Annotated in this window: 14 protein-coding genes and 5 pseudogenes; 8 read left to right on the top strand and 11 right to left on the bottom strand. The window is 57.8% G+C overall.

Annotated elements, in window-relative coordinates; translation table 11 throughout:
• Window positions 1-482: 482 nt before the first annotated feature.
• A pseudogene (nolL, locus tag J2R78_RS44940) lies at window positions 483-1367 on the top strand (nodulation factor fucose acetyltransferase NolL); the annotation flags it as partial.
• Between the two features lie 14 nt (window positions 1368-1381).
• On the opposite strand, the pseudogene J2R78_RS06135 reads toward nolL, so the two are convergent.
• Window positions 1382-1884, bottom strand: a pseudogene (locus tag J2R78_RS06135) (IS5 family transposase); the annotation flags it as partial.
• A 164-nt stretch (window positions 1885-2048) separates the two neighbouring features.
• On the opposite strand from J2R78_RS06135, the gene istA reads away from it, so the two are divergent.
• Together istA and istB are read left to right on the top strand one after the other, a co-directional pair.
• The gene (istA, locus tag J2R78_RS06130) at window positions 2049-3599 is read left to right on the top strand and encodes an IS21 family transposase (protein ID WP_253603405.1); all 1551 of its coding nucleotides are present in this window, start codon (window positions 2049-2051) and stop codon (window positions 3597-3599) included.
• Complete coding sequence (istB, locus tag J2R78_RS06125; protein ID WP_225649550.1) at window positions 3596-4408, top strand: IS21-like element helper ATPase IstB; 813 nt, start codon at window positions 3596-3598, stop codon at window positions 4406-4408. The genes istA and istB overlap by 4 nt, the downstream gene beginning before the upstream one ends.
• Before the next feature lie 132 nt (window positions 4409-4540).
• Here the strand turns inward: istB and J2R78_RS06120 are convergent.
• Window positions 4541-4798, bottom strand: a pseudogene (locus tag J2R78_RS06120) (transposase); the annotation flags it as partial.
• Window positions 4799-4867: 69 nt separating this feature from the next.
• On the opposite strand from J2R78_RS06120, the pseudogene J2R78_RS44935 reads away from it, so the two are divergent.
• A pseudogene (locus tag J2R78_RS44935) lies at window positions 4868-5101 on the top strand (nodulation factor fucose acetyltransferase NolL); the annotation flags it as partial.
• Between the two features lie 145 nt (window positions 5102-5246).
• Here the strand turns inward: J2R78_RS44935 and J2R78_RS06115 are convergent.
• Window positions 5247-6707, bottom strand: coding sequence for a carbohydrate porin (locus J2R78_RS06115; protein ID WP_375167104.1), 1461 nt, complete (start codon window positions 6705-6707; stop codon window positions 5247-5249).
• A 955-nt stretch (window positions 6708-7662) separates the two neighbouring features.
• Between J2R78_RS06115 and J2R78_RS06110 the strand changes: the two genes are divergently transcribed.
• Entirely contained in the window at window positions 7663-8175 is a 513-nt protein-coding gene (locus J2R78_RS06110; protein WP_253587763.1) for a hypothetical protein, read from the top strand.
• Between the two features lie 39 nt (window positions 8176-8214).
• A pseudogene (locus J2R78_RS06105) lies at window positions 8215-8295 on the top strand (XdhC family protein); the annotation flags it as partial.
• Window positions 8296-8380: 85 nt separating this feature from the next.
• On the opposite strand, the gene J2R78_RS06100 reads toward J2R78_RS06105, so the two are convergent.
• The 4 genes from J2R78_RS06100 to J2R78_RS06085 all read right to left on the bottom strand — a co-directional run bounded on the left by J2R78_RS06100 (window position 8381) and on the right by J2R78_RS06085 (window position 13279).
• Window positions 8381-9271: a nucleotidyl transferase AbiEii/AbiGii toxin family protein gene (locus J2R78_RS06100; RefSeq protein WP_375167103.1), complete on the bottom strand. Its 891-nt coding sequence runs from the start codon at window positions 9269-9271 to the stop codon at window positions 8381-8383.
• 25 nt (window positions 9272-9296) lie between these two features.
• Window positions 9297-9941, bottom strand: a complete 645-nt coding sequence (locus tag J2R78_RS06095) for a type IV toxin-antitoxin system AbiEi family antitoxin domain-containing protein (protein WP_069280027.1) — start codon at window positions 9939-9941, stop codon at window positions 9297-9299.
• 427 nt (window positions 9942-10368) lie between these two features.
• Window positions 10369-11703, bottom strand: coding sequence for an oxygen-independent coproporphyrinogen III oxidase (gene hemN / locus J2R78_RS06090; protein WP_069280026.1), 1335 nt, complete (start codon window positions 11701-11703; stop codon window positions 10369-10371).
• An 859-nt stretch (window positions 11704-12562) separates the two neighbouring features.
• Window positions 12563-13279, bottom strand: a complete 717-nt coding sequence (locus J2R78_RS06085) for a sulfite exporter TauE/SafE family protein (RefSeq protein WP_253603415.1) — start codon at window positions 13277-13279, stop codon at window positions 12563-12565.
• 1629 nt (window positions 13280-14908) lie between these two features.
• On the opposite strand from J2R78_RS06085, the gene J2R78_RS06080 reads away from it, so the two are divergent.
• Window positions 14909-15634, top strand: a complete 726-nt coding sequence (locus tag J2R78_RS06080; RefSeq protein WP_069280042.1) for a LuxR family transcriptional regulator — start codon at window positions 14909-14911, stop codon at window positions 15632-15634.
• A 333-nt stretch (window positions 15635-15967) separates the two neighbouring features.
• Here the strand turns inward: J2R78_RS06080 and J2R78_RS06075 are convergent, their stop codons facing one another.
• Window positions 15968-16693, bottom strand: a complete 726-nt coding sequence (locus J2R78_RS06075; protein ID WP_069280024.1) for an outer membrane protein — start codon at window positions 16691-16693, stop codon at window positions 15968-15970.
• Window positions 16694-17333: 640 nt separating this feature from the next.
• Window positions 17334-17579 (bottom strand): hypothetical protein, encoded by a 246-nt coding sequence (locus J2R78_RS06070; protein ID WP_081334891.1) that lies wholly within the window; start codon window positions 17577-17579, stop codon window positions 17334-17336.
• A 148-nt stretch (window positions 17580-17727) separates the two neighbouring features.
• On the opposite strand from J2R78_RS06070, the gene J2R78_RS06065 reads away from it, so the two are divergent.
• Entirely contained in the window at window positions 17728-17952 is a 225-nt protein-coding gene (locus tag J2R78_RS06065; RefSeq protein WP_253587760.1) for a hypothetical protein, read from the top strand.
• A gap of 698 nt (window positions 17953-18650) precedes the next feature.
• Here J2R78_RS06065 and J2R78_RS06060 read toward each other — a convergent pair.
• Both J2R78_RS06060 and J2R78_RS06055 read right to left on the bottom strand, forming a co-directional pair.
• A complete protein-coding gene (locus tag J2R78_RS06060; protein WP_069280023.1) occupies window positions 18651-19025 on the bottom strand; it encodes a NolY in 375 nt (124 codons plus the stop codon).
• A gap of 1118 nt (window positions 19026-20143) precedes the next feature.
• The gene (locus tag J2R78_RS06055; protein ID WP_057021389.1) at window positions 20144-21172 is read right to left on the bottom strand and encodes an LLM class flavin-dependent oxidoreductase; all 1029 of its coding nucleotides are present in this window, start codon (window positions 21170-21172) and stop codon (window positions 20144-20146) included.
• Between the last annotated feature and the right edge of the window lie 5 nt (window positions 21173-21177).

The raw sequence follows: 21177 nt of genomic DNA, 5'->3' as shown, positions 1-21177 counted from the left end.
GGCCCGGGCGGGCTCTGCGCGCGCGTTCAACAGCACGGCCTATCATTGGAAGTAGGGAAGGGGCATGGCCGGAGCAGTCCAGCCGCCCCTTTCAGAATCAATCAAGCTCGGTGGATTTTGTGCTCCATCTCTCAGGCTTTCACAAATCGCCCGCCAATCAATCAGTCGCTCAATAAGCGCAACAGTTCGAACCTATTCGTGCTCGACGCCCACAGCGCGGAGCGCAGACGATCGCAATCGCAAAAAGAATGTGGGGGAGCTCGCCAACAATACGAGTTTGCCGACAGCCTATCCGCGATGGCCAAGCCGAACTTCTCTGAGAGACGTTGACATCCTTCATGCTCGGGCCGGGCGTTTGCCGCAATTAAGGGTCCTTGCAGTACGTTGCAATCAGCCAGCTATCCGAGCGCAGCCTCCAGTTGGCAATTGCCTCCACGACCATCGCTTGGATCGAACTCCCTGGAGCAAAGCCGCAGCGGCCAATGATTCATGCATCGCTAAATGTAACCCGATCGGCTGTGCCTGGCACGCCAGAGGAAAACGATCGCGATCTTGCCTTGGATTTCGCCAAGGGAGTGCTGATCGTGTTGGTGATCGTCGGTCACCTGATCCAATACATCCTTTACCGAGGTGAAGGCTTCTGGGATTCGCTATGCTTCAAATGGATCTACATGTTCCACATGCCTCTCTTTATGGCGATAAGTGGATACCTCTCTTGCCGCGCTCTGTTGCGAAAGTCGTTGACGCAATCCGTCGGCGATCGGGCGACGCAGCTCTTGCTGCCCATGCTGTTTTGGTACGCTCTCCGGAGATAGCAAAGGTTGCCGTGCTTCCCGGCGCACCTGACGCAACAGGCGAGATTCTGCTGTTTCTAAATGATGTCGCCGGCGCATACTGGTTTATCTGGGCAGCGTTCGTTTGTTTTCTTCTCGTAAAAATTCTTTCGATCTTCGATCGTTGCTCGCCCTTGACCCTATTCGTATCAGTCGTACTGGTCGTGCTTGCGCCTCTGACATTCTCCATATTTCATCTCATAAAGTACACTTACCCGTTCTTCTGCCTGGGCTTCTCAGCTGCGCAATCGAGAGACTGGTGGGCGAGCAACGCGATCTTACAGGCTGCTCTGGACCGTGACTCTGTCCATAGTGGCGCTGGTATGTTTTCTAGCTTGGCGCAAAGACACTTACGTCTACAACAATCTCGCCCTGGTCCAAGATATGCAGTCGGCGAAGAATGTGCTTCTGATGTTTTTCGGCTCTGCAGAGGCTTCGGCGCTCATGATTGAGTTTTTCCTCCAATGCGGGAGATTTGGCCGCTCAAACCCAGTGGTCCGCTTTATCGCCGTGGAAATAGGACAGAGCACACTAGGTGGTGTGGACATTTATCGCATCCATAAGACGATGGCTGCGAGAGTAACGACGGCCAGGTAATTTCGGGCGGTCTTTTCGAAGCGGGTTGCGACGCGGCGGAACTGCTTGAGTTTTGAGAAGCAGCATTCGACGAGATGACGCTGGGCATAGAGATGCTTGTCCAGCGGATATTTGAGCGCACGTGACGGGTTGTTGGGGATGACGGCGAGCGCGCCTTTGGCAGCGATCGCCTGGCGCAAGTGATCGGCGTCATAAGCCGTATCCGCCATGACGACCTGGGCAGGTAATCCCTCGATCAATTCGGCGGCTTGCGGTACGTCGCTCTTCTGACCTGCGGTGAGCTTGAACCGTACGGGACATCCCAGGCCGCGAACGGCCATATGTATCTTGGTGCTCAGGCCACCGCGCGAGCGACCGATCGCCTGATCTTCAGACCCCCTTTTTTCGCCCCAGCGGCGTGCTGGTGCGCCCGGACGATGGTGGAGTCGACGATCAGATACTCGAAGTCCGGATCACCGGTGTCGCGCGGCGATCAGGATGGAAGAGCGCGTCAATCAAGGTGAGAGAGTTTCGCCGGGCTCGTGACGTAGGGAGGGCGTAGCCCGACCGGAGTTACGAGCCCGGCGTCGGCGCGATCCGCGAGGGACCGCGCCGACTGGTGATCGCGGCCGGCAGGTTATGCAAGTGGTTCTTCCGCCAAGAGGAATCACTCGCTTGCCCGGCCGACACATCACAGATCACCAAATGAGGCTCTACATGAAGTACCGTCAGACCGATAGCCCGCCAGTGGCGGCGGCCAAGGCGTCATTCAGTGCGTCGACCGCCTATCGGATCGAGAGAGATCCCCGACTTCCATCGCAAAAGAAGGCTCCCCGCGGCCGGCGACGACCCGACCCGCTGAGCGACGTGTTCGATACCGAGATCGTCCCGATCCTGAAGGCGGCACCTGGCTTACGCCCGGTGGCGGTCTTCGAGGAGATGCTCCGACGTCATCCTGATCTCGGCACCGGTATCCGTCGTACCCTGGAACGTCGTATCCGTGCCTGGCGGGCGATCCACGGCGAGGAGCAGGAGGTGATCTTCCGCCAAACCCACGAGCCCGGCCAGCTCGGCCTCTCCGACTTCACCGACATGGGCGAGTTGGGTGTTACGATCGCGGACACGCCGCTGGATCATCGTCTGTATCACTTCCGTTTGGCCTATTGCGGGTTCGAGCACGCCCACGTCGTGCTTGGCGGCGAGAGCTTCGTTGCCCTGGCCGAAGGCCTGCAGAACGCTCTCTGGTCGCTCGGTGGGGCGCCGCGGGAGCATCGGACCGACAGCCTGTCGGCCGCATTCTGCAATCTCGATCGCGATGCACGGGACGATCTGACGCAGCGATACGAGGCCCTTTGTGCCCACTACGGCATGCGTCCCTCCCGCAACAATCGAGGCGTCGCCCACGAGAATGGCTCGATCGAAGGGCCCCACGGTCATCTCAAGCGAGCAATCGCGGACGCCTTGCTGCTGCGCGGAACTGTCGACTTCGACGATCTTGCTACCTATCGCGGCTTCATCGACGAGATCGTCAGCCGCCGCAACGCCCGCAACGCCAAGCGAATCGATAGCGAGCGCGTGGTGTTGCAGGAGCTGCCCGATCGCCGGACCTCGGACTACGAAGAGGTGATCGTCCGCGTGACGTCATCGGGCGGCTTCACCCTACGCAAGGTGTTCTACACGGTGCCATCGCGCCTGATCGGTCACCGGCTGCGGGCGCGGCTCTATGACGATCACCTCGACGTGTTCGTCGGTGGCACGCACCTCCTGACCTTGCCGCGCGGGCGACCGCATCCCAATGGCAAGTACGATCAGGTCGTCGATTATCGGCACGTGATCCATTCCCTGCGGCGCAAGCCAATGGCGCTTCTCAATCTGGTTTATCGAGACAGGCTGTTCCCGCGCGAGGGCTATCGGAGAACCTTCGACCGATTGCGCGAGCGCTGGCCGGACAAGAAGGCCTGCCGGATCATGGTCGATCTTCTCGCGCTCGCTCATGAGCGCGGCTGCGAGGCCGAACTCGCCGATCAGCTCACGGCCGATCTTGACGCCGGCCGACTGCCCGAACTCAACCGGCTGCGCGCTCACTTCGCTCCCGACCCCGCCCACCTGCCGAACGTCGTGGTGCAGCTCGCGCCGCTTGCCACCTACGAATGCCTCATCGGTACCGCCGAGATCGGAGGTGACGCATGAGCGTGGCCAACACCGTTGATACCGCGCGCCTCAATCTGTTGCTCAACGAGCTCCGGCTGCCAGCCATCAAGGTGCTGTGGGCGCAATTTGCCGAGCAATCCGACAAGGAAGGTTGGCCGGCGGCCCGCTTCCTCGCCACCGTTGCCGAGCACGAGATCGCCGAACGCGGTCGCCGGCGCACCGAGCGCCATCTCGTCGAGGCGCGGCTGCCAGCTGGGAAGACCTTCGACAGCTTCGACTTCGAGGCCGTGCCGATGATCTCGAAGGCGCAGGTGATGGCGCTCGCCGCCGGTGACAGCTGGCTGGGCAAGGGCGCTAATTTGCTCCTGTTCGGGCCGCCCGGCGGCGGCAAGAGCCACTTGGCGGCAGCTATCGGCCTGGCCCTCATCGAGAACGGATGGCGTGTCCTCTTCACCCGCACCACCGATCTCGTCCAGAAGCTTCAGGTGGCGCGGCGTGAGCTCAACCTCGAGGCGGCCGTCAGCCGCCTTGATCGCTTCGATCTCCTGATCCTCGATGATCTTGCCTACGTCACCAAGGACCAGGCCGAGACCAGCGTGCTGTTCGAACTCATCAGCGCACGCTACGAGCGCCGCTCGATGCTGATCACCGCCAATCAGCCCTTCGGCGAATGGAACAAGGTCTTCCCGGACCCCGCCATGACGCTCGCCGCCATCGATCGTCTCGTTCACCACGCCACCATCGTTGAGATGAACGTCGAGAGCTATCGCAGGCGCACCGCGCTCGAACGAAAACGCGGTCCGGGACGCCCGCCCTCGCACGCGACACCCAAAACTGTCGCTGATTGACGCTCCGCGACAATCAGAGCTCAACAAAACTCTTGCGCGCGACAATCTGCGCGGCAATCATCACTCCGCCGCGACACTGACTCGCCATCCAGATTGCCGCGCCTTCCCATCCAGATCGACGCGCTACACACCGGACATCGCTTCGAATATGCGCCACCAGACCCCCTTGATGCTCCATCGACTGAAGCGCCGAAACACGCTGTTCCAGTCTCCAAACACCTCCGGAAGATCACGCCAGGGAGAGCCAGTGCGCACGATCCAAAGTACGCCCTCCACAAACATCCGGTTGTCCCGTCCGGTCGAACCCTTCTGGTCAGGCCGGCCGATGATCAGCGGCGCCATCCGCTCCCATGTCGCGTCGCTCAATACCAAGCGGTCCATCACACCCAAGGCGGCCTCCCCAAAAGCAGCCTTGAATCTGATTTGCGCCTAAAAGGGAATCCTTAGAGTCCACACCACCTAGTGCTGTACTTGATTCAGGGGACGGTATTTCGTCTCATGGATTCGATGCAGTACGCAGAACCGTCAGATCTCACAACCAAGTTGGCTGAGGCGGGACTTCTTGGCGGAGCGATTATTCTCGTCTCGCTAGTGGTGCGCCGGTCAGCGCGCGACATTCCCTGTCTGTCTCAGTTCATTCTAGGAACTTCATCCCGCGCCCTCGCGGGTCAGGCCGCGCGCAAGCAAAGCTAGCCGACATCTGGTCACGATGCTCTTTAGTCGTTGGAGAGCCGACCTTCGGGTCGCTCCTTGCGACCTCCAGCCGGTGCGGTGACAGAAACGGCGCGTAATTTTGACGAATCAGGTTGTGCGCCGAATTAATGGCTTCCTCGACGAACTAGAAGAATATCAGCGTAGACACCAACAGATCTAACGCGTGCTCCGTTTGGGCCGTATGTGTGATGCTTGTCGGATTATGGATGTATGACAGTCCAAGGGTTGCATATATCCCTGGAGCGAGATGCGCGATGTATGTTCCTGTAATTGCAGTTGTATCGCGATGCGCAAGCTGTCCTTTCGCCAAGGCCGCATCCACTGCAACCTTGCTCCAGGCGGTGTTGCTCGCGACGAGACTAATCAGATCAGTAGGTCGGCTATCAAAAGGCCCCTTCGCATAAAGACGAAGCTCGTAATACCGGCTGATCCTATTGAGATCAGGCGGAGCTCCCATGATCGAGAATCCGCCATAGATGCCGCGAGATGGCGTCCCCTCAACGTCACTCTGCCAGAGCTGCCGGTCAGCGGCGATGTAATGAAAGTTATTCCCGCTCTGCCTTTGTTGATCCGGATCTGCTAAATTCTTGTAATGGCCGCTGTTGAAACCAACGCCCGCCCGCAGCCACGTGTCAGGTACGCCGGGAGCGGCCTTGCTCTTGTAGCCAAGTTCATCAACGAAAAGAATACCTGTGTTGGCCGTGCTCCAGTTCAGGCCGCTCGGATTCTCTGTTATCTCGGCATAAGAACCGTCTGGACTGATGGAGCGCTGCATGGAGACTTTGTTGTACAGGTGATCATCAAGATTGTACTTCAGGTTGACGGCGGGAGTCGGTGCGGCGTTGGTGCTCATTCCTGCTTGGAATAAGGCAAACATATTTGATCCTGAAATGCCTGCGAACAACGTGCCGGTGAACTCATTCGCATTTCGGAGATAGCCAAGTTTGAGTTCGAACTTCCTGTCGAGGAAGGTTTGATAATATGCGAGTGTATTCAATCCCACTCGATCCGGCCCCGGGCGCTTCCATGTCCAGTATTGCTGCTCGGCACCCACGACAATCTGGCCATCGGGAATGCCAAGCCGGCTGAGATCATAGGTGACGATCAGGAAGTTCGCCGTAGCAAACGTCGGATTCTGCCCCATGTAGAGCTGGTTCGCGATGCTGGTTCTCGCCGCATTCGGCAGCTGGTTATTTGCAAAGATGTTATGCGTCCAGCCGATATAGCCGATGCCAACGTCTGCCAGCGCGGATCTAACGCCGCTCTTGTCCTGATCAACCGTGTCGGCAGGGCCGGGTATGTTGAGCCAGATCCCTTTTTCTCGGAAAGTATCGAAGCGTGCGAAGGGATCGATCCTTTTTTGCGTTCGTGTCTGGGCGCTTCGATCGGAGCTGTCGCGCTTGATGAGAGGCAGGTTGGGAGCTGATGCCAGCGCGGAGGCACGAAGTTGAACTGGCTCATTGACCGTGCCGACCCGGAGTTTTGTGGCCATGTCGTGGGCTGTCGGCGCTTTCCTCCTGGCAACTTGTGCCGCAGCGTTGTTTTTGGCATCACGCTCGTCGGCAGTTTGTGCCAAGACAGGCATGCCAACCAGACAAGCCGCGAGCGAAAGTGCGGCGGTAAGGCGCCGCTGCGTCTCGCTTGATCGCAAGCTGCAGGCAAGTGCGGCCGTAGCCGAAGATGTTTGAGGCGTCGTCACCGCAATAAAGCAATCACCCACAGTGTACTTCGTGTCCTCTCTTGCGAGCCATGAACAGATTGAAAGCCGGCCTCAATGGCCAGAGCGGCGTCGAAGCGCTGGCCTCTGAGGCGCGGCACGACGCCGTACGGGCAGGAGGTTCGTAATCCCGGCGAGGTCACCTCTAATCTGTGCCCGCGAAAATCTTGTCTCAACGTCCATGATTGAGCCCTGGAGATCGGAGGGATCCGGTTTCGGGCTACTTTCGTGGCCGTGGGCAAACTGTTGGTGAGTCCGCCCGCTCCGTCGGCGCGGAAAATTTGGGATGCATTCCGAGTTCCTAGACCTGTGACGCACGGCGTTGGTGGGCCACGCTTGCCATCTGTCCGTCGTCTCCATCAACCTGCCAGAATTGGTAGTTGGCCATGTCCAATGCTTCCCGCTCCAATGGCGAGGTAGCTTGGGCGCCGGTTGGTGCGCCTTGAGCAGCGGTCGGCCATGAAGTTGCCGGTCTCGGCAGCACGGAAAGGCGAGAGGCAGACTTTGAAGGGAAATAGCGTCGGTTCACATCAACGGCCGGCAGGGTAAGAAAACCTGCAAGGTTCTCTTGAATGATGCGAAAATGCTGCACCATAACCGTGAAGAGGAGGACTATTTCTTACCGCTGGCCCTATGATGCAGGAACCCGCATCATCTGTTCGCTTTGCCTGGGACAAGATGAGCCGCTTCATCGGAGCAGCGAGTTTGCGAAGAATGACGTTGTCGGCGGCCGCGCTTTGCTGGGAGTCGTGACTTCAGCCATCTCTCGCGTCAAGGAAACAAGCCTGTCGAAACGGGGATAGTCGGGTAGGGGACAATGGAGATGATTGATCAGGCGGCCGCTTCCGATTTGCGGCCGCTATTATACGGCACGTCAAAACGCATTCGCTGGGGTTTGATGTTTCTGGTTGTCCTCGTCGGCTTGTGTTCAGCAGCAGCCCATTTTGGAGGGAGCCTCGCAAGGGTTGTCGAGACGCCGCCAGCCGGGTTCGCCGATTCGGCGGCGGGCCTATCACCGGAGGACAGGACATCCCTGACCGAGATACGTTGGGCGCAGCAGAAGGCGAGCGAGGATATTGCGGAACTCAGTCGCCTCATCGATGCTCAGCGGAAGGATCTTAAAGGGATCTTAGATCGCATCACGGTGCTGACTTCGCGGATTGAATCCTTGCAGATTCCAGCACCTGTCGCTTCCGATCCCTCCGTTATTTCTTCGTCGCCGGCACAAGCTGCTTCGAGTCCGGCCAAGAAGCACGTCGAGAGGTCCAAACCACAGGGGCCTGTTTCCGTCGGAGGTGCGCCAGTGATCGCTGGACAGAAGACGGGCGAGCCTTGACGCTCGCTGTCCCTGGCGCCCTGCGCGCGCAGCCGCTCGTCGGAGATCGCGGTCGCAATCATGGCCGAGATCACCGCGCAGCTGCGCTTGCCCCCCAAAGAAAAAGAAGAAGCGGCATGAAATTCGGTCCCGCCAGTCCAGCCGACGCGATTGCCTCGAGTTGCTGCGCGGAGCCAGCCACGTTTGGCGGCGGTGGGCTGCCCAGTCACGCTAATCCTGTCTTACCGAGCGAGCGTGCCGCCGACGCGTGAGGCATCAGGAATGCGGATAGGTCCTTGACCACGTCAGCGAGCGTGCCGGGTCGAAAAGCAACGTCTTCAACGAATGAATTCCGCTGCTGAATTTTCGTTGGGTCTTCCGCAAACGCAGTTGTCAGCGCATCCGGAGCACTTGGAGGAATTTCAGTCTTCCGTCGAGCGAATGTCGCGGTGATGGCTCGTGGGAGTTTGTCGTTCTTGAATTCGAAGTTGCGCGATAAAACCAAGACGTCATACAAGTCTTTCATGCGGCTATTGGCGCGACGCAACATAACCATCGCCTGAAAGTTCTCGGCGATAACCGTTTCGCGGGCGTAGGCCCGGAGATGTGGCGCCCGGAAGTCCAAGAGAACGGGCAGATCCATTTCCTGAAGACCCGGCTCAACGGAGTCGCCAAAGGCGATATCAATCACGATCCGAATTTTGGCGGTTTCGATCGTAGCGTTGGCTGTAATGCGCAGCCCGCCGCATTCGGTTTCTTCACGGATACGGTGGACCTTTACGCTGTTCGATTCAAAGACAACGCCATCATTAAGGGAGACCATGCAGATCTCCTGGAAGATGCGGACCATATCCTCTTGATCGTCTTTGCCAATGGCCAGAAAGTCCAGGTCTCTTGTCGGGCGTAGCGGATCTTCGAACCACTTCGTAAGCAGCATCTCTCCTTTCAGAATGAAACGGTCGCAGTGCTTGGTTTGACTCAGGCGATAAAGGAGTCGCTCGAGAACGTAATTGTTGAGCAGCAGATCGAATGGCTGACGACGCTCCTTTGAGAGGTTGAGCAACCGCGTCCGAACCGACGCGCGGTTGAGCAACCGCGTCCGAACCGACGCGCCCATGTTCTTGATCAGAGGTGTTGGCTTCTTAGGCATTGGTCGTCATAGCCTCAAGATACGGCTGAACGACCTTCCAGGTACCAGCTTCATTTGCGTACCGGGCGATCTCGGCAGGGGTCGCTTGGCGCTGTCGCAGGGCTTCTCTGAGGCCCTCGAGCGCGAGATTGAGGCCGGGACTCTTTCGATACCGCTTTCCGGCGCTCCGGCGATAACGAAATAGGTCGACTACTGTTTTGGCAGGAATGTAGACGCGTACCCGTACGCCTTCGATCTTGTGCTCTGTAATGCCAGAGGTCAGAACCTTCTCTCCGAAACGCACAAATTGGATGGTCGGGGTATCGGTTCGCGGCAGCCGATCCTTTGAGCCGATGGCCATCCAAACGAGCGATGGAATCGTATCAGTCAGTCCGTGAAACGCCAGCGCAGAGGTGAGGCAGATAACGCCTCTTGGGACGAGCTTGGCGGCCTCAGCCAGGACATGATGGGTGTCGAACGAGGCGTCTGGAAGCTGGTACAGTCCCCTGCTGAGCTGAAGGACGAGTCCCTTCTCCTTCATTCGGGATACGGTTGCCGCCGTAATGCCCGCCTTCTTAAATTCAGAAAGGCGAAGCATCCCCTGCTTCTTCAGTAGGGTTATGGCGCGATCCTGCTGGGTCTTAGGGAAGGATAGCATGCTAGTATTGTGATACAAAATGTCGGATTTGTCAATATTTTATCCGACGATTGGTATCGTAAACTAATCGCATTGTTCGCGCCTGCGGACTTTGGAGGCGCGAGCGGCTGATCTTCCCGCGGGCACGACTAGCAACAAAGAAACGGTGCCGCATTAGTCGGCGTGCGACCAAGTTTTCTCAATATCTCCGAGCCAGGGCAAAGATGCCTTAGACGCGGATCTTAAAGTTTCCACCAGCTGCCGTGGCGGCGCCAAGTACCTGTCGAGAGTTCGATTAGTCAGCAGATTCCCTTTATTTCGATCCGCATCTCTCGGTATTTGAACCGAATTTAAATCTTCCCTTTAAGCGTCTGCCTGCAGCGCTTCTTCCGGTCACTCGTTCGCGAGGAGCGCCACGCTTTGGATCTGCTCACATCCCTTGGCTTTGCTAATAGGGTGTGCGGTCGAGATGAGCATCGAATGCGGCAGCCACAGCGCGGATGACAAAACGGTGCTCCTGCTTGACGCGGATGAAACCGTCCTGGATCTCCACTATCCCGTCCTCAGTGAGCATTTCCAAGCGATCAGCTGAATCAAGAAAAGCGATCGGATCAAATCCGTGGGCTGCACACAGTGCCGGCACGTCGGCCTGCAAATCGCACATCAAGCGCTCGATGATTGCAGCCCGCAGCCGATCTTCCTCAGTGAGACAGTATCCTTTCGACATAGCCAGACGACCTGCTCTGATGTGCTGGTTATAGGAAGCAGTCACGACCTCGTTCTGGACGTAGCCGTCACGGAGACGCCCGATGGCTGACGGACCAAAGCCGATCACAGTTTTACAGGTATCGGCCGAATAGCCCAACGAGTTGCGGCGCAGCCGACCAGCTTTCTGGGCCAGCACTAGCTCGTCGTCTGGCAAGGCGAAATGGTCGAGCCCGATTTGGTGGTAGCCGGCGGAGACCAGCGTATCTGCCACGGCCGCGGCTTGCTCGGCTCGAGCAATATTGTCAGGCAGCGCCGCCTCATTGATCTGGCGCTGACGTTTCATATAGGAGGGAACGTGGGCGTAGCCGAAAACCGCGAGCCGGTCGGGCCGCATGGCCGCAGCCGTCCTCGCCGAGTCCACGCAGGACTGCACCGTCTGATGCGGCAGTCCGAAGAGCAGGTCGAAGTTGATGCGGCTTATTCCATGCTGGCGAAGGCTTTCGACTGCAGAAGCCGCCTGGGCCTCGCTTTGGAGCCGATTGACCGCCTTTTGGACCACGGGGTCAAAGCTTTGCACGCCGATGCTCGCGCGGTTCACGCCGGCCGCCCCCAAGGCTTCCGCCATCTCTGTCGTGAACGCGCGCGGGTCGATTTCGATGGCGATGGCAGCCGACTTACTGAAGGCAAAATAGCGACGTAGGAGTTCTATCAGAGCTAGAAAATCGACTGGCGCAATGCTGGTCGGTGTTCCGCCGCCGAAATGCACGTCGCGGACGGGCAGGGCGCGCGGCAGTTGGTCTGCAACCAAACGAATCTCCTCCCGTAGCGCCGCCAAATAATTGCGAATTGGCCGCTCGCTGCGAATAAGGCTCGTGGGAAAGCCGCAGTACCAGCAGATCGATTGGCAGAAAGGGACATGGAGATAGAGCGATACGGGTTCATCCGGCGGCAGCCGTCTCAACCAAGTCTCACAAGTCTCGGCGCCGATGGTCGTGGAGAAATCCGGTACAGTTGGGTAGACTGTGTACCAAGGCAGGCGAGCATCGCAATACTTGTTCAGGAGTGCGGTCTGCAAGGCTTCGTTCCCGTGCTCATACAGACCTGAAGCTGAACCATGCGCTCTGCTGTGTCTTTGCGTTATGTCAACTTGCTCAAACTTGGTCGCGACATCTCGATCACGTTCTCGATATCATTGCCAACTTATCAGGGACCGAGGTTGGCGTGAGAGACATCCACGTTTGGATGCTCGTGCGAAGGATGAACTTCTCACAAGCACATGGCCGATAGCCGCTAGTTCGACCAACCTGCGCGCAGGAACTTCGCAGGGACCATTCAGTGCAGTCGATGGGCCGAGCGGCTTGTCGCTCCTCTTCCCCGCGAGGGGGCACCTCTCGGATGAAATGCCGCGAGCAGGATGCGTCCGGCTGGCGATGCCATGGACAGTAAGTTGCTGTTGGATGGCGCCGACAAGTGCGAGATCATAGAACTTGACGCTACGTGAGATTCAAGTCCTTTGGAGCCGCGCATGAAACCATTTTAGACGCCACGTCAAAAGAATGGATGGGCCTCAATTCCGCCACGCTGGTTGTCTCATTGCCGCGAGCATCGTCACGGATGTACTGATGATGTTGGGGCGGGCCCGGCGCACTTCCAAGCCCGGCAAGTGCGTCGGGGCGCCTTGGTTCGGAGGCGTCCCGTCGCCGAGTACAAGCGGCTCTCCACAACCCGGTTTCGCGCGCCGGCGACCGCGAAGGAGAGCCCGGCTGGCTTCCTCACACCTGGACAACGTCCTACATATTTGCGCTGTGCTTCTGCACTTTCATTTCGTTTGTTTTTTGCGATCGCTTTAGCGGCTATCGATTCTTCGAGAGAGCCGCGCAATTGCATCAGTTGAATCTCGACCTGACCGGTGTGAAAACTAAGACGTGAGAGTTTCAAGCGCGCACCAATTGGATGCCGGCGATGAGCAGAACCGCCACGAGGATGAACCTTACGGTTGTCTGGCTCATCCATTTCAGGCCGATAACTGTTCCTGCCGCGGCACCCGCCAGTACGGCGATTGCATAAAGCCCGAAATCCGGCGCCGGAAATTGGCCGGTGAAAAGAACTCCGGCGAAGCCGAGAGCGGAGTTAGCCAGGATAAAAGGCGGCGACAGCGCGGCGGTCTGCTTAGGTGATGCCCAATTCAGTGCGATGAGCGTCGGGGCGAGAAACGCTCCGCCGCCTACGCCTGTCAGCCCGGAAACGAGGCCGATGACTGCTCCAATGCTCAAGGTTCCCCAGAGCCGAGTTTCGCAACCGCGTTCGGCGGTGCGTCCGTGCCGAACGATCATCACGACGCCTGCCAGAAGAAGGACAAACCCGGTCAGCGTCTTGTAAATGTGTTCCCCGAGCACCACGAGACCCCCGACAAGCGCCGTTGGCATCGATGAAAGCAGAAGCGGACGCAGCATTATCCAGTCAACTACTTTGTTGCGGTTGAAAACCCACGTAGAATATGTCGCGACCACAATGTTGAGACCAAGCGCCGTTGGGCGCATCTCTGTCGATGGCAGACCAGCAAAAGCCATCAGCGCCAGGAATGCAGTACCCCCCGCCTGACCAACGGTCGTATAGAGCAGTGAGATGATCGCCAGAAGCAGAGAAAACATCTCACCGATTCTCGGCGAAGCTCTTCGCCTTGGTTGCGACAGCCCCGCCAGGGCGAGGCGCAATTGTTTTTCCTGTCGGGACGTTTGCTTTGCAACCGAGTTTTAGTTGGAGTGCGCGCGACCGGACCTATAGCCAGTCACGATTGCCATGTGGCGATCGTCTCAATCAATCGTTAAGCCTTGTAGTTGACTGGGTAGCGCGAGACCTTGGTAGTTTCCGGTCGACGGACAAGGCCTCGTCGGACGGGCTATGCTCTCGGTCGTTCTTGACGTCAACCGTTGCATTCCGAGCCGCTGCACCTGCCAGGTCGTCATCTGACCTGCTTTTTCGTCATCTCTGATCGGCCACTCGCCGTGTTTTCCACCAGAATGTTGACGCTGGGCTGAGCGTATTGACGGGTTGAAGCCAAGAGCGTCTCGGAGCGGCTGCCGTGCGAGCTATATTTTCCTTGATGAGGTCAACTGGTGCCGGGGCTCGCGCAAATGGTCTGTCGGATGTCCTCCCGATGTCATGATTGCTTCAATGCGCGATAAGGAGAGCTGCCCACTCTTTCAAGTCATTGATTCCGCGGCCGGTTTCTGAAAACCAAATGTTGGTATGGCACTTGCTGGTCCCACACCAGGTCCTCTCCCGCCTTTGGAGATGCGCATGCAAAGTGTCCGCTGCGTCAAGCAGCTCTTGTGGCTTCGCGTATCTCCCGTTGCGCCCCTGACGCGGTTGCTATTTGTCCCTTCGATCTATTCGCGCCGACCCTACGCGACCAAGCCTCTCAGAGGCCGTCGGCTGATGCTAGCAAATTTCCTTTTGCGACGGCTGCTGCGTGTTGCTCATCGCCCGAACCCTCGACGTTGTGGACAGGCGAAGGACCAGCCAAGGAAAAGCGATGCCGACTCGCAAGACGGGGAGGAAAAATGATGCCGTTGTCTTCTGCGTCGGCGAGCAGTGCATCGACGGGGACGCCACGCAGGTCGAAGCGAGCACCCGCGAGCGGGGTTGCGTGCTCTAGCTCACCTGGCTCGCGAAGTTCAGCATCTAGGGTCTGCCCGAGCTCGCGCTCAAGCGGCAGCGAAGCCTCACTTGAGCTGGACATCGCTCTTGCACAATCGAATCGGATCTATGCTGATGTCGCAGCGGGCCGGCCTGGGTGGCTCGTACCGCCGACTGAATCGTTAGGAGAGCCGCCTGACCGACTTCAAGCCGTAGCGCGCGCACGCCCGCCAAACCAGAGCTCTTACTTTCCGTCCCTGGCGGCATCAGTAGGTCAATTGTGCCTCGCGAACGCAGACCATCAACATGGCCGTCCCCGCCGCGATCTTCAATCTCGGCAGCGCGTCGCCTGCGAGCCGGGTAGATCATATTGAATGAGGTGAACGCTACGGTGAGCGTCGTGCAGTTCGGCCTCGAACGAAGGATAGGCCGCACCTTAGCTGTTTGGCGGGGGACGATCACGTCATCGCAGTTGGTGTAGGGCATCGAATTCGGGATGACTCCTTCGGCAGCATGCGCTCCAGACTTTACAAAGAGCAAACCCAGGAATTCAGGGCATGGAATTGAACTTGGCTCTACCTGAAACAAGCGCAATTGGAAGCCGCGACACCGACCGGGATAGTCGTCCTGAGCCGCCCGCTATGGACCTGTTTAGCTTTACTGAATGCGCAAAACAGACGCATTCGCTCAGAGCGCTATTCGAGCTACTTGTCAGCTGCGCCACGGAGGAGGGCTTCAGTGAAGTTGCCTACGGCGCCCTCAACTTCGTCGAGCCCCTTCGCCTGGCGGAGTATCCACCCCCGACCGTGGCCGTGAAATGGCCGTCAGACTGGTGCGACCGGTACTTCAAACGCAAGTACCACACCATCGATCCGGTGGTCCGGCGGACGCCAATGCTTTCTAGGCCGTTTTTATGGGATCAACTGGCCGACCACTATCGACTTCAACCTGACGAGAGACGCGTACTGGACGAAGCCAGAGAGGCGGGCCTGAAGCATGGCATGAGCGTGCCGTTGTTTGGGCCGCTAGGCCGAGTATCTGTAGTGTCGTTTGCATCTCCGTCGGACGACGCTGATCCTCAGGATCGCATCGGTCATCTCAATGCATTGGCCTGGCACTTTCACACCGCGTATGGTGAGATCGCACGTCCCTGCAACGATGGCGGTGATAAAAAAGTGGCACTGTCGCAGCGGGAGATCAGCTGCATGCGATGGGTGGCGGAAGGAAAATCGTCATGGGAAATCGGGATGATCCTGGAAATCAGCGAGAATACAGTCAATTTTCATATCAAGAATGCGATGCGAAAGCTTGGCGCCACTAGCCGGATCCAAGCGATCGTTCTGGCAATACGCCTCAATGTTCTTTGAAATCCCAACTCGTTTGAGCAAGCACCGGCGGCTATCAGAATTGTTGTCGCAGCTTCCGGCAAGTCTAAAGCTGGACAATATTTATCGGAATTGCACGCACGACGCTAAGACCCAGCGTCAGATTATGAAGCTCGATAACCATCGAAGTGTCGGATCGTGACTTGGACCGCCAGGCCCGGAGTTCCAGTAACCAGGGGCCATCCGGCCGATGATCTGGCTCGGACTGCTCGAGTCGGACATCGCGAGGTATCGGCGGATGTGACACGAGCGCTTGAAGAAAGAACCCCGACCGACGGTCGGGGCTCACGATTTACCGCAAGCGCGTGGAGGTTGCTATCGACCAAACGCCGGGCCGAATTTGTAATTGAGCCGCGCTGTGACGAGATCGATGTCCTGGTGGACGCGATCACCGCCTACCGCTGTTGGAAAGGTTACGTTGCTGCCTTGCATGAACAAATGGTCATACTCGACGCCAGCCGACCAACTCGGAGTGAGGCTGACTTCGATCCCGGCACCGAGGGCGCCACCCCAACGCACATCGTTGTTTCTGGCAATTTCGGTCGCAGTAGCCACTGAGTTGACGTGATAAGTGTTGCTGGTCACTGCAGCACCGCCCTTGACGTAGAGCAGCACGGGGTCGAACGCATAGCCGACATGGCCGGTCATCAAGCCGAAAGCATCTGTCTTGGTGCCAATGATGTCTGCCGGGAAGGCGGTGCTGACATTGGAGCCGCTGAAGTCAGCCCAGTTGCCTTGACCTTCAATGCCGTAGACCGTTTTGAAGATCTGCCAGCGATAGCCGATCTGGCCGCCAACGGTAGCACCAGTCGAATTATGGCAACCCTCGGGAGTGATGCCGTTGAAGTCCCAGCAATTGTGGCTCGATCCCCAGCCGCCATTGATACCGATATAGTAGCCGGTCCAGTCGTTGATTGTGGCTACGACCGGCTGCGGTGCCGCCTTGATGTTGACGGGCTGCGCGGCGAAGTCCGCGCTGAATGCGGGAGCGGCCGCAGTGAGTGCGCCGATGCTTGCAGTCAGAACCAGCAAATTCTTCATTCGAGTGTCGTTCCTTTTGATGCCGCCCGGCGCGATGCGTCTTAACAAGATCATCGCGAATTGCTGTAACTGCAGCACCACATTGTTTCGGAAGAAATGAGTTAAATCGAACGCCGCGTCAGATTGTTGAGCGTGCAACCGTCGTAGTGCGTAGACCTGACCAGGATGCTCCGATCGGTGAGGCGCAAACAGCGAGAAGGCATTTGCGGACCAAGCAGTGCTGAATGAACTGAAAGCCACGAATCGCCCAGCGTCTCCCTTCTGCTGATGATGGCCTGCGATGCGATGCCGCCCGTCTGACGTGCCTAATCCGCATCACTCAGCTTCGAAGCGCAAGCTGCACACAACTTACAGGCGGATCGCTGTTCAAGCATTTCGTCGAAATTTAGGTCCTGCTGATAAAGCATTCCCGGGGACGACGAACTCATCTTGCTGTCGGCGGTCTACGATCATGGCCCGGCTGACTGGTATCGTAGCGTCAGGAGCTTTGTACCGGCAGCTTTAGTCGAGGGCGCGGTTCAGCGAAGCAGAATGGTCTGGAGGAGGACTTCGACCACGATATATTGAGATTGCTCACATGGCGCTTCGATGAAGGAGAGCTGTCACGTAGCCCATCGTTCCTATAGTGGTGGGAGCTACCCTACTGTTTGGTCGAAAATGCCAATTCTGCGCGCAAGTTGCGTATCGCCTCGTTTGCCAGATGCAAGGCATTCCGTTCACCGTTTCTTATCGAGCACTCCAGGGAGGCTCGCAAGCGACTATGAAGCACTGCCTTGTGATTGTGCGCCAGGAGCGGATCTTTCTCGACAAAGCGCCACGCCTTATCAAATGCGGTGCTTACGAGAACCTCTGGCGCCTGCACTTGCTCGGATGATATCTGAGCCATCTCAAACTCCTGCGATATCCTGAATACAAAGAAGTAATTTGTTCAAAACACCGAGCGCCCGTGATCTATCCAGCTGTCAAGAGGTCGGATCCGTAGGCGCGCTCGCCCGTGTCGAGCTGATCTCGGCGCTGCGAGCGAATTTATATAGATGCTTGTTGAAGCGCGGATGACCGAACGTGGTGGTGCGCGCTTCAATTCGAATGATTCTGAATCATTTGACGGCAAGTATGCGTTGTCGCGCGCTTCTCTGCTGATTACCGCATTGCCTGCTGTCAGTAGTGGCTCGAAGAAATCAGAAAATCGGTCCGGACCAAACGACGCTACAGTCGAAGCTGAGGAAAGACCGTTCACCGCATGCGCAACCTCGAGCTAAGAAGGGTCGAAGCCAAGTGCTGTCCGTTTGGTACATTACCCGTTTTGTACGATGTCATCTTCTAAGTGCGGGACGCATTCCGGACAGGATTTGTTCGCTTTGTGACATATGTCGGCGGCGTGGCCGTCGTTCTGCTGTTCAATCCCTGCGCGTAACCGATGGTTTGAAGTGTGCGTCTTGTGGAATGCAGTAGAGAAGTGGTGACGAGGTGCAGGGCAATTGTGATGATCTGGTTCGTGTCGCCCTGCAAGACGTCGTGGAGTGTAGATCGTGGGGTAAGGGTCAATGCCGCCGCAAAGTGAGTGCCAAACCATTGAGCCAAGCGTCAAACACTCGATCGGACGAGAAGGCCTTGCCCGCACGTCACCACATGCGTTGCGTTCATTCGCTATCCGCCGTCGGGTTGGCTGCGGCATACAGAATACATAGCCATGAAGTACTTGATACAGGAAAAGCCCAGTTGAGATCGAGGGGCAAACGGGTCCTCTCCCGCGCAAGATCGCTTAGTGCGACGGGATCGGTTCGAATCCGGTGGCAAACGGAAAAAGCAGTGGAGGCGACGCGCTCCGCGCGACGATACGTAAATTCAATCTGAGGCTTGCTGCGGTGCTGGGTACGTTAAACCGCAGCACGCCGTGCCCCAACTCTGATCAGACCCTGATCGCGCCGTCAACCGACGGAAAACTCGAAATAGAATCTCACTCCGCTGCACGGGAGAGAATCAGGGTGGCGATCTTCAACTGGTTGGCAGGGGTGCGCAGAGCCTCAGGTAAGGCCGCCACCGCTTGATCGAAAAGGCGTCCCAAAATTTGGAGGTCTTCTGGATGATAGACGCCGCGGTCTCGGAGTATCCGCGCCGCCTGCCCGTCGCCATTGCAGCCGCTGGCCCTCGCATCGGCGAGCTGACCGAGCGCTAGCTCCGCATTTATCATTTCGTTTGTGTGTGCATTGAGCAGTCTGACCGCCTCGAACCCGTTACCGTCCTCGCCGACGAGGGCGGCCACGATGTCAAGTTGCAGGTCGATGCGGTGCGTCAGGTCTTCTATGCGTGAATTGGAAGGATCAAGTTCCATGGTGTTGCTCCAGAGTAATGAAAAGCGCGCTAGGCAGAGTAAAGAGAATGCGTCGTTTGTCCCGTTAGCGGGGCTGCAGGCGCATGGCTAGAACGAGTTGCGGCTGCAGAAAGCTGTACCCTGCTGCAGTCGGTCGAGGGCGGTGCATAAAATGAGATGACCACGGTACAAGTTTGCAGGACGCGAGTGAGGGTTGCCGGCGACGAGCAGCACTGAGCCGGCGAGCCCAGTAAGGATCCCCCACGACGACGACTTAGGGGAGCGCGCAGTGATACTGTGTGGCCGGTCCTGCCACACACATCGACTGCCGTGCTTCGTCGTGGCCTGAGAAAATATGCCTTGCAAATCCGGCAGTCAGATCGCTGACGGCCCTGTATCGTCTGCGAGCCGTCACAGCGCCAGGTTGATCGCGCGGGCAGGAGGGTCGAGGCGATAGGTCCGGTTCGCCTTGGCTGCGAGAGCAGGTCGCCTATTGGAATTCTAGCCGGCGCACGCATGGACCCTAGCCAATAAGAGTTCGTGAGAGCTGATCTTCTCGGGCGCCTTTAGCATGATGACAATTAGGTTAGCGACTAAGCGGTAGGTTGCTCGCGTGACGTTGCGATCTGCCATCCAACCAAACGTGGGCGGCGCGTGCCGGGGTTTGCGGGCTAGGGAGGGATCGTTGGGGCAGACACGGGCGGGTGGAGTTGCCCTGCAACCATGCTCAAAGCAAAATGGTTCCATTGTCACACGTGGTTCGCGAAGGATGTTTTCCGGAAATCTGCGATCGACTATGGGACATTTGGTTAAAACCGGTAAAATCGAAAGTTTTGATGGGACGCATCCAACCGGCGGATAGCATACTCGATCGTGGCGGATCTGTTCTTCGATGACGCACAATGCCAACCGCATGCGAATCGAGCCGGCTTGTCATGCCGAGCCAGTTCACGTCACCTCGACGACACCGGCAGACCGGCCGCCATGGCGGGTGATCGATGCGACCGTGTCCTCATGGGTCTGCGGACCTCCTGCTGAGTAAGGCAGGAGATCTGAATTCGCCCGTTCTGCAGGACGGCCGATCATAGATAAACGTTGTCGCGCAGCTCCTTTGAGGTGGCAAGATCGGATAGTGATTGTCAGCCAAAGCCAGCGATGATTTCAGATCTGATTGTGGTTGCGGTGTATAGAGAAGCTTCCAACGGAAGGTTCCCGAAGGCAAGCTGGCAAAGTAGGTAGTTGGCACCTGCCTCCTCCATCTGGCTAAGAAGGAGTCGTCGGACGGAAGCTGGCGTTCCGACGACGCATAATTCGCTATCGAGCGCTGCATCGAAGGTCAGCGGTAGGGTGGGTGGCGTCGGAATGGCGTTCAGCTCGTAAACGAACTTGAAGCTCTCCAGCCATCGCTGGTAAGCCAATTCCGCCGCTACATGGGCATCTCGGTCAGACTGCGCGATCACGACCATGCGGAGCAAACCAAGAAACGGCTCCCGATCGTCCGTTGGCGCAATGCGCGCCCGCTGGGAGCGGAACGCATCCGTAATGTTTCGGACCGCTGAGGAGCGGCCCAGGCACGCCAGATTGGCGCCATTTGCAGCAGCCCACTCTGCCGACTCCGTCCGATTGCTCGTGATCCAGGTCGGCGGATGTGGATGCTGATGAGGCCTCATGGTCAAAGGTATTTCGCTCAGCTCAAAGAAGCGTCCGTGATAGGATAGCGTGTGCCCCTTCAGCGCGGCATTCAGGATTTCGCTGGCCTCCTCATAACGCTCTGGCGCCGCGTCCGCGCTGACGCCGAAATAGCCCCATTCAGTCGGCAGCGAACCGCGTCCGATGCCGAGCTCAAGTCTGCCGCCGCTCAATTGGTCAAGCATGCAGATCTCTTCGAATGCGCGCAAGGGATGATAGAGATTGAGCAACAGGACCAGCGGCCCAACGCGCAGTCTCTGAGTGCGCTGCGCGACGCTAGATAAAAAAAGATTTGGTGACGGCCCTCTAGCATGTGGTGTGCAATGGTGCTCGGCCAGATGATACGCGTAGAAGCCCAGGGAATCGCACACCTCCGCCAATTTGAGGCGATCTTCGTATTGTCGCGCGACATCGCGGCCGTCGTCGTCCAAATGGTCAAAGATTCCGCACGTTAGTTTTGAAGGAGGGCTGCTTTTCACTTGAT

Source organism: Bradyrhizobium sp. USDA 4538 (assembly GCF_024171045.1).
Taxonomy (GTDB): Bacteria; Pseudomonadota; Alphaproteobacteria; order Rhizobiales; family Xanthobacteraceae; genus Bradyrhizobium; species Bradyrhizobium australafricanum.
Note: the sequence above shows the minus strand (reverse complement) of the source record. Positions and strands in the feature narration are given on the sequence as shown.